The organism is Pseudomonas sp. 21LCFQ010 (assembly GCF_024129905.1).
In the GTDB taxonomy this organism is placed as follows: domain Bacteria; phylum Pseudomonadota; class Gammaproteobacteria; order Pseudomonadales; family Pseudomonadaceae; genus Aquipseudomonas.
Genome location: NZ_JAMYDZ010000050.1, coordinates 1 through 10,528, shown reverse-complemented (window position 1 = coordinate 10,528; position 10,528 = coordinate 1). Strand labels below are relative to the sequence as shown.

The window sequence follows — 10,528 nt, the reverse complement described above, 5'->3', positions numbered from 1 at the left end:
AGGATGCCGATGCTCGGCGGGATGCTTTGCAGGATGTATTCGGTGCCGTTGAGCACCTGGTCGATGGGCCAACGGATGGCACGGAACACTTCGCGGAAGTTTTGTACCAGGTAATTGAGAGCGGCTTCTACCCAGTCACCCAAGGGAATGGTGATCGACTGGAATGGATCGAGAAGGCTGAATTCGGACATGGGGGCTACCTCTTTTTGGCGTGGGCGCTTAGTCGCGGCTCAGGGTCTGGAGCAACAGGGTCTTGGAAATCGTGCCCTTGAACGCACCGCCACGGTCCAGTACCGGAACCGGGTAGGGCAGGCGGGCGACGATGCCGAGCACTTCGTGCAGCGGGGTGTCGGTGTACACCGGGTTCTGCTTGTGCTGGTCATGGCTGGAACCGGCAACGTGGGGGCTTACCGCGCCCGAGGCATCGATATCGACGACGCCAAGTAACTGGCCTTTCTCGTCCACCAGATAACCGTACGAACCGCCGCTGCTGAATTGGGCGGCTTTGCCGTTGACCTTGCACACGCTGGCCGGATCGAATTTCGCCACGTCACCGGCCTTGAGCACCCGCGAGCTGTCGAAGCCCTTGAAAAAGGTCCGTACGTAGTCGTTGGCCGGCTGATTGATCAGCTCTTGCGGGGTGCCGATCTGCACCACCCGACCGCCTTCCATGATCGCGATGCGGTGGCCGATCCGAATGGCTTCTTCGATGTCATGAGAGATGAAAATGATGGTGCGTTGCTGCTCGGCCTGCAGGCGGATCAGTTCACCCTGCATCTCGTGACGAATCAACGGGTCGAGGGCCGAGAAGGCCTCGTCCATCAGCAGGATCGCCGGGTCGTTGGCCAGCGCGCGGGCCAGGCCGACCCGTTGTTGCATACCGCCCGACAGTTGATGCGGGTAACTGTATTCGTGACCGGCCAGGCCCACCTGACGCAGCGCTTCACTGGCCCGGGCATGGCGCTCTTGCTCGGATACGCCGGAAATTTCCAGGCCGAAGGCGGTGTTTTCCAGCACGCTCATGTGCGGCATCAGGGCAAAGGATTGAAACACCATGCCCATGTCCTTGCGGCGCACGTTAAGCAGGTCCTTGTCCGACAGCCCGGTGATTTCCTTGCCGTTGAGATGAATGCTGCCGGAGGTGGGTTCGATCAGCCGGTTGAACAGCCGCACCATGGTCGACTTGCCCGAGCCGGACAGGCCCATGATCACGAAGATCTCGCCACGCTTGACTGAAAAGCTGGCATCGAAGACCCCGACCACGTGGCCGGTCTTGTTGAAAATCTCATTCTTGTCGGCGCCCTGGCGCAGCATGTCCATGGCCATGTTCGGGTTGGGACCGAACACCTTGAATATATTGTTGACCGAAAGAATTTCGTCCGCTTGGCTCATACGACCCTCTTGTTATCGTTATGACCAATTAATCAAACATGCGCAGGAAGATCCTTTCGCACACTCAGGTAAATTGGCAGTCCGTTCAAATTGAACGTGAGTCAGTTCGGTACGCAGATACTTCTGTTGTAAGGGAAGTGGATCCCTTCGCGGCTACGCACCGGGGGTAATATTGTAGTTATTGGGTGATGCGTTATTGCCTGATTCCAATCGTCTCATCGCCCGTAGGAGCGGCTTAGGTATGGCTCAGACGATACGGTTGTTACCCGCTTCGCTCAGGCGGCGGATCATCAGTTCGCTGTACCAGTCGACGAACTGGCAGACGCCGTTTTCCACCAAGGGCGAATACGGGCCGGGCTGATAAGCCGGGGAGGTCACGCCGACCTGCGCGCCTTCCACCAACATGCGATCCTGGTCATTGGTCGCCATCCAGACTTTGGTCAACCGCTCGATCTCGTAGTCCACACCCTCCACGGCGTCTTTGGGCACCAGCCATTTGGTGGTCACCACGGTCTCACCAGGCCCCAGCGGCAGCACCCGGAAGCTCAGCGCGTGGTCACCCAGGAAGTGGTTCCAGGTGGAGGGGTAGTTGAAGTACAGCAGCGCACCGATGTTGTTCACCCCACTGCGATCCAGGCGCCGGGCCACGGCCGGTTTGCCGTCCATGGTGTAGCTGCTGGCGCCATGATTGAGCGGAATGCGGGTCATGCGGAACTGGCCATTGGGGTCCATATTGATCCGGCTGGCCAGGCCTGCGGCTTCACAGGTGTTCCAGTGTTCGGCCAGTTCCAGATCCTCTTCGCCGCCCAGACCCTGGACCGAAACGTTCTCAACGAAAGAGTTGAGCAGTTCCGGGTGGGTGCCGTCGCAGTGGTAGCACTCGCGGTTGTTTTCGAAGACCAGCTTCCAGTTGCCTTTTTCCACCAGACTGGCTTCGAAAGCGACCTTGCAGTCTTCCAGGTAGTGCGGGCCAATGAACGGCGAAACGGCACTGCGGAATTTTTCGAAATCCGGCGCGACCTTGGCCACGCATACATAGATATAGCTGTGCACCACCTCGCAGTGCGCCGGGTTCAAATGGTGATCGGCCGCGTTGAAGTCCGGGCCCATGTGGCCGGCGTACAGCAGCTTGCCGTCCAGCTCGAAGGTCCACTTGTGATAGGGGCAGACCATTTTGGCGACCTTGCCCTTGGCCTCGGTGCAGACCTTCGAGCCGCGATGGCGACAGGCGTTATGGAAGGCCCGGATTTCGCCATCTTTGCCGCGAATGACCACGATCGGATAGTTGCCAATCTGCAGGGTCAGGTACTGGCCGGGTTTTTCCAATTCGAAGGTATGCCCGGCAAAGATCCATTCACGGTGCCAGATTTGCTCAAGATCCTGCTCATAAACAGCCGGGTCGTTATAAACCGCACCAGGGAGTGCATGTTGCGCCTTGCGTTGTTTGATCAGGTCTAATACAGCGTTGATGCGGGACATTATTATGTGCACTCCAAATAAGCTGAGGCTCTTATTGCGTGGGCCGTTTATTGCACGCAGGGCGGATTCCTGAATTAATCTGTTCAAGGTTTCAGGTAATTGAGCTAGGCTCTGGCGAAATCTTGCGCTGCTATCGCTGCTGCTTGCGATCAGTCTAGGACGAGGCATCAGGTATAAAAATCAAATTTTTCTATAGTCAATTGATTACCTAAGGTTATGGTCAAACACACCGAGCCCGATCAGGCACTGATCAAAATGCCCTCCCTGCGGGCGGTCAAAGCCTTTGTGGCAGCGGCCAAGTATCAGAGTTTTACCCGTGCCGCCGAGGCGCTGTGCGTGACCCAGGCGGCGATCAGCCGACAGATCCGCGAGCTGGAAGAACACCTGGGCGCCGCACTGTTCAATCGCGCCGGGCGCACCGTGGAACTCACCGCAGCCGGGGCGATTTTCTTCGATGCGGTGCAGTTGTCGTTTACCAATATTTCCCAGGCCGCTGACCGCATTCGCAGCAGCGAGAACCCCAAGCAGGTGGTAACGCTGTGTTGTTCTTCGGCCTTTGCCAATTTCTGGCTCGGTCCACGCTTGCCGGCGTTTTTCGAGGCTTACCCGGAAATCGACATCAACCTGGTGGTGACCCAGAACTTTCTGGTGATGGAGAACGGCGTCAACCCGGACATCATCATCTGCAAGATCGCCAAGACCCACGAGGGCTATCACAGCCAGCCGCTGGTCTGTGATGTCATCTACCCGGTGTGCACCCCGCAATACCTTGAACAACACCCGCAACTGCGCAGCCTGACCGGCATTCGCGATGGCGCGCTGTTAAACCTCAGTCCGTTCGGCCGTTCGCAGATTGCCGAACATGTCGACTGGGGCGTGTGGTTCGCCTACCAGAGCATCGATATCAAGACCCGCGCCAGCGATGCGCCGCATTACTTCAACTCCAACGACTACAACCTGCTGATCCAGTTGGCCCTGGCCCATCAGGGCGTGGCCCTGGGCTGGAACTATCTGGTCGAGCCGTATCTGCAAAAGGGCCTGCTGGTGCGCCCGGTGGCTGAACAATTGGTGCACCGTGAAACCCGGCATTACCTGAGTTTCAACGAGGCCAAAAGCCGCGACCTCAGTTGTTGCCTGTTACGCGACTGGCTGCTGGAACAGTTCGCCAGTGATAGGCCAGACGAGTTTATTGAAGCCAATGCATAACGCCAGCTCATCAATTGATGGGCATAAATGTCGCTGTAACCCTCTGCTGTTCGTAATTACTCTTTAACTCAGCCCGCGCAGGCCATTTACTTGCTGAAGCGGGGTTATTTGCAACTTCCTCACCTGCGTTATCGAGGCTCAGCCACCAGGTTTGCAACGGGCATTGTCGATCTCTCGACAGCGTCTGCTGGCTGCCTGCGGCCTGGTTTTGGCTGACCTGCAACGACATCACGAACAACAAGAGGCGCGACTCAATGTCTGCATTCCAGTTTTCCGGTATCAACCTGGCCATCACCACTCCATTCGATGCCCAGGGCAAGATTGACTATGCCCGTTTCGAGCAACTGATCGAGCGCTATCTCGCGGCAGGTATTCAGGGTTTCGTGCTTAGTTCCGGTACCGGCATGCATGTGTATCTGAGCAAGGATGAGTCCAAGGAACTGGTAGCGTTTGGCGCCAGGGTCATCAATGGCCGTGCCCGCATCATTGCCCAGACCTCCGCATTGCTGGCTGACGAGGTGGTCGAGCGCACCCGGCACGCGGCCAGCGTCGGCGCTAATGGCGTGATGGTCTTGCCGCCGTTTTTCGAAGGCCCGACCGATGACCAGGGCATTATCGATTTCTACTCCACCGTCAGTGAGGCCGGGCTGCCGATCATTGGCTACAACGTGCCACAGGCGGTGGGTGTGGAAGTGACGCCTTCGCTGTTCAAACAACTGAGCGAAATCCCCAACTTTGTCTCGGTCAAGGACAGCAGCGGTGACCTGGCGGCCCAGGCGGCGCTGATCCGCACCGGTCTGCCGACCATGAACGGTGCTGACCCGCTGGTGCCCTTCGCGCTATATGCCGGTGCGGCCGGGCTGATCTGGGGCGGAGCCAATATTGCGCCGCGCACCTGTGTGGCGCTGGTCAATGCTGCGCTGGAAAAACAATGGGACCGCGCGCGGGAAATCTGGCGTGAGCTGGAGCCGGTCATGTCGCTGATCTGGCAGGGTGATTATGTGCAGTCGGTGTATGCCGCCGCCGAAATCACCGGTTACGCCGCTGGTAACCCGCGCCGTCCGCTGGCCCGTTTGTCGGCCGACAAGCTGCAGCACCTGCAGGCGGTGGTCGCACCGCTGGCCGCTTATGAAACCAGCCTGGCCTGACCGTCGCGGAGCAGCAGCTATGTACGTGGCATCGAAGTTTCCCAAGCACAACAGCCTGTCGGGCTGGGTCGCCATGCTCGCGCAGCGCAAGCCGGCTCCGTCGTTGAGCAGCGTGGTCAGTGTCGATGTGGCGATCATCGGCGCCGGCTTTGCTGGCCTGTCTGCCGCCCGGCGCCTGTCACAACTGGACCCGACCCTCAAGGTCGCGGTGCTGGAAGCCGGTGTGGTCGGCGAGGGCGCCACCGGGCGCAACTCGGGGTTCATCATCGACCTGCCTCACGAAGTCAGTTCCGAAGACTTCGGTGACACCTCCACCGAGCGCGCCCGGCGCGACATTTTCCTGTACCGCACGGCCATTGGGCTGGCCACCGACATGGCCGACGAGTTTGGCTGGGGACGTGAGGTTCTCGACCGCTGCGGTCGCTACAGCGTGGCGATCAGCGCCAAGGGCGATGAGCACATCCGCAGCTACGCCAGACAGCTCGACGGCCTGGGCGAGGCGCACCGCATTCTCGACGGCGACCAGATCCATGAGGTCACCGGCTGCCCGATGTACACCTCAGGGCTGTTCATGCCTGGCACCGTGATGGTTCAGCCGGCAGCGTATATCCGGGCGGTGGCCGATGGGCTGCGCGCGCCGGTGAGCGTGTACGAGAATACCCCGGTGCAGCGTTTCGAGAAGACCGGCAGCACCTGGCAATTGAAGACCCCGCAAGGCACGGTCAGCGCTGGCAAGATCATTCTGGCCAACAACGGTCATGCCGAGAGCTTCGGGTTGTTCAAGGGCACGTTGCTGCACGTGTTCACCTACGCGTCGCTGAGCGAACCGTTCGATCCCAAGCGCCTCAGTGGCCAGCGTGACTGGGCCGCCACACCAGCCTTGCCGATGGGCACCACGGTGCGGCGGATCAGCAGCGAGCAGGGCGACCGGCTGCTGATTCGCTCGCGGTATTCGTACCACGCGGGGCTGGAAATCAGCGAAAGGCACATTCGCGCGGCGGGCAGGGTCCACGACCAGAAGTTCGCCACACGCTTTGCGGGCCTGCCGGATGTGCAGATGCAATACCGCTGGGGTGGGCCGATGGCGCTGACCGTCAACAGCGTGCCGGTGTTTGGCGAGGTCGAAAACGGCTTGTACGCCGCCATAGCCTGCAACGGCCTGGGTGCGTCGAAATCCACCGCGGCCGGTATTGCGGCGGCAGAGAATGTGCTGGGTCTGGATTCGCGGATGGTGCAGATCCTCAGCGGTTACGAGCAGCCGAAGAAACTGCCGCCCCAGCCGCTATTGAGCATCGGTGCCAAGGCCAACCTGCGCCTGCGCGAGTGGCGCGCCGGACGGGAGTAGGGCGGTCGTGGCCGGTAAAATCGGTCATCGGCCATTGGCCCATTTGCCATACAGCGCCTAACCTGAATCATGAGCCCCCGCAACGGGGGCTCTTCCACACGAGGGTGGGCAACAGCCCTACCAGGGATCAGGAGGCGTCGATGTCCAGACACAACGTAATCGAGAGTCTGTACGCATGGCTGATGATTGTGGCGATCATCAGTGTCTTCAATATCCAGTACCTGATAAACGCGCTGCTGATCGGGGTCCTGATCAGCCTGGCGTACTTGCCGGCCTACAAGTTTCTCGGCGACAGCGTGCGTTCGGTGAATCGCAATGTCCTGCTGCGCTTTGTCGGCATCGGCTTTGCCATGGCGCTGGCGGCGCTGTGCGTGCTGGGCGACGAGTCCAAGGGCAACGCCATGGTCGCGGCGATCCTCGGTTACGTGGCCGCTCGCCCGGCACGGATGATGGTCAGCACCTACCTGGTGGCTGAAGACTGACCGACAGCAGGCCGGGCCGGACAACCGCCCGGCCTGCCAGATCGTCGGAAACGACCTGCGCATACCTGATTGCGTCCGATGTCCGCCATAGACAATTGGCTATCCGTTGCCTGGCTTATACCTGCGGCATCTTTCGACTGGATGCAGCCACCCTCATGCTCACCACCGCTGACAACCCGCCTGTCAACCGCACCCGCCTGGGGATTGCCCTGTGCCTGTTATCGATGCTGATCTTCGCCAGCCAGGACGGTATTACCAAGCTGCTGATCCGCGACCTGCCCGCTGCGCAACTGGTGATGATGCGTTATTGGGTCTTCGTGCTGCTGGCACTGGTGCTGGCCTGGCGACAAGGTGGGCTGCGGGTGGCCGCCCGCAGCAGCCATCGGGGCTTTCAGATACTGCGCAGTCTGCTGGGCGTTATTGAACTGGCCCTGTTTGCCCTGGCCCTGCGCTACCTGGGCCTGGCGGAAACTCATGCGTTGTATGCAGTATTCCCGCTACTGGCCATCGCCCTTGCGGTGATCTTCCTGCGCGAGCGGGTCAGCCGCCGCCAGATCGTCGCGGCGGTGATCGGCTTTGCCGGCACCCTGGTGATTCTGCGCCCTGGCGCTGCTGCCTTTGATCTGGCCGGGCTGATCCCGCTGGCCGCGGCGTTGTGTTTTGCGGTGTTCAACGTGCTCAGCCGCAAGATCGGCGGCACTGACAGTTTTGCGACCAACACCCTGTACATGGGCGTGGTCGGCGCGCTGGCCTCCAGCGGTTTCGGCCTGGCCAACTGGGTTGAACCCAGCCCTGTGCAGTGGAGCCTGATCGGCGTGCTGTGCGTCACTGGCGTCAGCGCGCAACTGCTACTCATCCAGTCGCTTAAATACGCCGAAGCCTCGACCCTGCAACCGTTCAACTACTCCTTGCTGGTGTTTGCCACTCTGGTGGGCGTGTTCGCTTTTGCCGAAGTGCCGGACAGGTGGGTCGTGGGTGGATCGATCATGGTCGTGCTGGGCGGGATGCTGGCGTTCAAGAGTGGCAAAAGATGATGGTCTGCGCCACTTGCCGGGCCGGCCTCAGGTCCGAGCATGCAGAATATTCAGCAAATACCGGCAGCCCCGAGCATCAGACGCTACAAAGCTCACCGGCTGATCCACCGCGAAATCCAGGTGATCACCGCTTTGCAATTGATAGACCTGCTCGCCATAGGTGACCTGCAGTTCACCTTCCAGCAGCCATAGCCGCTGCCGATACGCATTGGCCTGCCAGCGCGGATAGTCGATGCGGCTGCCGGCCGGCAGGTCGATCTCGACCAGTTCACTGCCGCTGGCCTCATCGAGCTCCGCTACCTGTCGGCGCAGATAGCCGGTGGACGGATCGCGCCAGGTTTCCTGCTCGTCGCGCCGCCTTAGCCGCGATGCATCATCGGGCGTGTCGTCGGCCAGCAATTCGGTCAGGGCTATGCCCAGCCCGGCGGCCAGCTTGCCCAGCACCACGGCGGTGGGGCTGCTTTCCAGGCGTTCGATTTTGGAAATCATCGCCTTGCTGACGCCGGAACGTTCTGCCAATTGCGCCAGGCTCAGCCGTTGTTGCGTGCGCAGTTGAGCAATACGCCGGGCGATCAGATCATCAATGCTGGGTGGGCTGGCCGTCATCTTGGCGTCTCGGTTTGGCTTCTCATGATTTAAAATCCACTATAGGATACGAATCGTCTCTAATTGTGTTTTAGCCGGGAAGCGTCATAAATGCAAATGATCGATTGCACAGAACAGCACCATGCGCAGGCCATCCTGGACATCTTCAACCACGAAATTCGCCATTCTACTGCGCTCTACGACTACCAGCCCTGGGATATCAGCGTCATGAAGGCGTGGTTCGAAACCAAGCGCGCCGGCAACTTTCCGGTCATCGGTGTGCAAGGCGAGCAAGGTCAACTGCTGGGCTTTGCCACCTACGGCACCTTCCGCACCCGCGCCGCGTACAAGTACAGCGTCGAACACTCGGTGTACATCCACCCGGATCATCGCGGTGCCGGGTTGGGTAAATACCTGTTGGGCAGCCTGATCGAACAGGCACGCTCACGCGGTGTGCATACGCTGGTTGGCGGTATCGACCTGGGTAACCAGGCGAGCATTCACTTGCATGAGCGGATGGGCTTTGAACGCAGCGGAGTGATCCGCGAGGCGGCTTACAAGTTTGGCCAGTGGCTGGATCTGGTGTTTTACCAGAAGGTGCTGGATACGCCGCTGGTGCCGAACGAGGATTGATGCTGTTTGGACTAGCGAAAAAACGTACATGGCGGCATACCGACGTGCCTGTTGGCGCCATTGGCCGAAGGTCATGCCGATACTTCTGCAGCGTATAACCAGTGTGCGCCTTGACCATCGGGGCGCGACAAGCCCCGCCGTTCAGGGCGGGGAAGGATAGCGCGGACGGCGTAGCCGTCCCTGGTTGCCGTGGGGTGTCTGCTGCTGTTCGATGGATGCACAGCCACAGGATGATGCGACGTAATACGGCGACACAGATGCCCTTATACGGCGGTATTTCGTTACAAAGACCCCATGGTCATGCACCTTGAAAACACCGTGCCGTCCGCGCCTAATGTCGTCTTCATTGCTCATGGCTCAAGAGCAGCATGCAACGATTTCAAGCCTTCAAGTACGAACTCATGCCAGACGGCCAGCAGGAGCGGCAAATGCGCCGCTTTGCGGGCTCCTGTCGCTTCGTCTTCAACAAGGCGCTGGCGTTGCAGAAGCAACGCCACGAGCAAGGCGAGAACAAGCTCGGCTATGCGGGCCTGTGCAAGTTGCTGACCGAGTGGCGCAATAGCCCGCAAACCGCATGGCTGGCCGATGCGCCGGTTCACCCATTGCAACAGAGCCTCAAGAATCTGGAGCGGGCCTACACCAATTTCTTCGCCAAGCGAGCCGATTTTCCCCGGTTCAAGAAGAAGGGGCAGCGCGACAGTTTCCGCTATCCCGACCCGAAACAGATCAAGCTCGACCAGACCAACAGTCGCCTGTTTCTGCCCAAGCTGGGCTGGCTGCGCTACCGCAACAGCCGCGAGACGCTGGGTACTGTGAAGAACATCACCGTGAGCCAGTCGTGTGGCAAGTGGTTCGTGAGTATCCAGACCGAACGCGAGATCGATGAGCAGCCCACGGCACAGGGTGCGGCAGTCGGCATCGACATGGGCATTGCCCGCTTCGCCACGCTTTCGGATGGTTCGTTCTACGCACCACTGAACAGCTTCAAACGCCATGAAACCGCGCTGTGCAAAGCGCAGCAGGCGATGAGCCGCAAGGTCAAATTCAGCCGCAACTGGAAGAAGGCGAAAGCCTGCGTCCAGCGCATTCATTCCCGAATCGGCAATGCCCGCCGCGACTACCTGCACAAGTGCTCCACCACGATCAGCCAAAACCACGCGATGGTGTGTATCGAGGACTTGCAGGTACGCAATATGTCCAGGTCGGCGGCAGGCACGGCAGAGG

10 protein-coding genes and 2 pseudogenes are annotated in these 10,528 nt (G+C 59.9%); 7 read left to right on the top strand and 5 right to left on the bottom strand.

Annotation, left to right across the window (positions count from 1 at the left end):
- The 3 genes and pseudogenes from NJC38_RS28695 to NJC38_RS28685 all read right to left on the bottom strand — a co-directional run.
- Positions 1 to 191: pseudogene (locus NJC38_RS28695) on the bottom strand (glycine/betaine ABC transporter permease); the annotation flags it as partial.
- Positions 192 to 219: 28 nt separating this feature from the next.
- Complete coding sequence (gene proV, locus NJC38_RS28690; protein WP_045490718.1) at positions 220 to 1,392, bottom strand: glycine betaine/L-proline ABC transporter ATP-binding protein ProV; 1,173 nt, start codon at positions 1,390 to 1,392, stop codon at positions 220 to 222.
- A 246-nt stretch (positions 1,393 to 1,638) separates the two neighbouring features.
- Positions 1,639 to 2,871 carry an aromatic ring-hydroxylating dioxygenase subunit alpha gene (locus NJC38_RS28685; protein WP_045490720.1) on the bottom strand — a complete coding sequence of 411 codons (1,233 nt, stop codon included), beginning with the start codon at positions 2,869 to 2,871 and terminating at the stop codon, positions 1,639 to 1,641.
- Positions 2,872 to 3,087: 216 nt separating this feature from the next.
- On the opposite strand from NJC38_RS28685, the gene NJC38_RS28680 reads away from it, so the two are divergent.
- The 5 genes from NJC38_RS28680 (at position 3,088) to NJC38_RS28660 (ending at position 8,086) form a co-directional block, all read left to right on the top strand.
- A complete protein-coding gene (locus NJC38_RS28680) occupies positions 3,088 to 4,077 on the top strand; it encodes a LysR family transcriptional regulator (RefSeq protein WP_253118151.1) in 990 nt (329 codons plus the stop codon).
- Between the two features lie 254 nt (positions 4,078 to 4,331).
- A complete protein-coding gene (locus tag NJC38_RS28675) occupies positions 4,332 to 5,225 on the top strand; it encodes a dihydrodipicolinate synthase family protein (protein ID WP_253118150.1) in 894 nt (297 codons plus the stop codon).
- 19 nt (positions 5,226 to 5,244) lie between these two features.
- The gene (locus tag NJC38_RS28670) at positions 5,245 to 6,570 is read left to right on the top strand and encodes an FAD-binding oxidoreductase (protein ID WP_253118149.1); all 1,326 of its coding nucleotides are present in this window, start codon (positions 5,245 to 5,247) and stop codon (positions 6,568 to 6,570) included.
- A 140-nt stretch (positions 6,571 to 6,710) separates the two neighbouring features.
- The gene (locus NJC38_RS28665) at positions 6,711 to 7,052 is read left to right on the top strand and encodes a hypothetical protein (RefSeq protein WP_045490728.1); all 342 of its coding nucleotides are present in this window, start codon (positions 6,711 to 6,713) and stop codon (positions 7,050 to 7,052) included.
- A 155-nt stretch (positions 7,053 to 7,207) separates the two neighbouring features.
- On the top strand, positions 7,208 to 8,086 hold the full coding sequence (locus NJC38_RS28660; RefSeq protein WP_253118148.1) for a DMT family transporter: 879 nt from the start codon (positions 7,208 to 7,210) through the stop codon (positions 8,084 to 8,086).
- A gap of 27 nt (positions 8,087 to 8,113) precedes the next feature.
- Here NJC38_RS28660 and NJC38_RS28655 read toward each other — a convergent pair whose 3' ends face one another.
- Entirely contained in the window at positions 8,114 to 8,692 is a 579-nt protein-coding gene (locus NJC38_RS28655; RefSeq protein ID WP_253118147.1) for a helix-turn-helix transcriptional regulator, read from the bottom strand.
- A 90-nt stretch (positions 8,693 to 8,782) separates the two neighbouring features.
- On the opposite strand from NJC38_RS28655, the gene NJC38_RS28650 reads away from it, so the two are divergent.
- Complete coding sequence (locus NJC38_RS28650; protein ID WP_253118146.1) at positions 8,783 to 9,304, top strand: GNAT family N-acetyltransferase; 522 nt, start codon at positions 8,783 to 8,785, stop codon at positions 9,302 to 9,304.
- Between the two features lie 267 nt (positions 9,305 to 9,571).
- On the opposite strand, the pseudogene NJC38_RS28645 reads toward NJC38_RS28650, so the two are convergent.
- Positions 9,572 to 9,658 (bottom strand): annotated as a pseudogene (locus NJC38_RS28645) (IS200/IS605 family transposase); the annotation flags it as partial.
- A 14-nt stretch (positions 9,659 to 9,672) separates the two neighbouring features.
- On the opposite strand from NJC38_RS28645, the gene NJC38_RS28640 reads away from it, so the two are divergent.
- The coding region (locus NJC38_RS28640) for a transposase (protein ID WP_253118145.1) at positions 9,673 to 10,528 on the top strand (856 nt) is incomplete at its 3' end.

Coding starts and splice junctions, on each gene's coding strand:
- NJC38_RS28680 (WP_253118151.1), top strand. CDS start 3,088: ATGGTCAAACACACCGAGCCCGATCAGGCACTGATCAAAATGCCCTCC.
- NJC38_RS28660 (WP_253118148.1), top strand. CDS start 7,208: ATGCTCACCACCGCTGACAACCCGCCTGTCAACCGCACCCGCCTGGGG.
- NJC38_RS28685 (WP_045490720.1), bottom strand. CDS start 2,871: ATGTCCCGCATCAACGCTGTATTAGACCTGATCAAACAACGCAAGGCG.
- NJC38_RS28670 (WP_253118149.1), top strand. CDS start 5,245: ATGTACGTGGCATCGAAGTTTCCCAAGCACAACAGCCTGTCGGGCTGG.
- NJC38_RS28675 (WP_253118150.1), top strand. CDS start 4,332: ATGTCTGCATTCCAGTTTTCCGGTATCAACCTGGCCATCACCACTCCA.
- NJC38_RS28665 (WP_045490728.1), top strand. CDS start 6,711: ATGTCCAGACACAACGTAATCGAGAGTCTGTACGCATGGCTGATGATT.
- proV (WP_045490718.1), bottom strand. CDS start 1,392: ATGAGCCAAGCGGACGAAATTCTTTCGGTCAACAATATATTCAAGGTG.
- NJC38_RS28655 (WP_253118147.1), bottom strand. CDS start 8,692: ATGACGGCCAGCCCACCCAGCATTGATGATCTGATCGCCCGGCGTATT.
- NJC38_RS28650 (WP_253118146.1), top strand. CDS start 8,783: ATGCAAATGATCGATTGCACAGAACAGCACCATGCGCAGGCCATCCTG.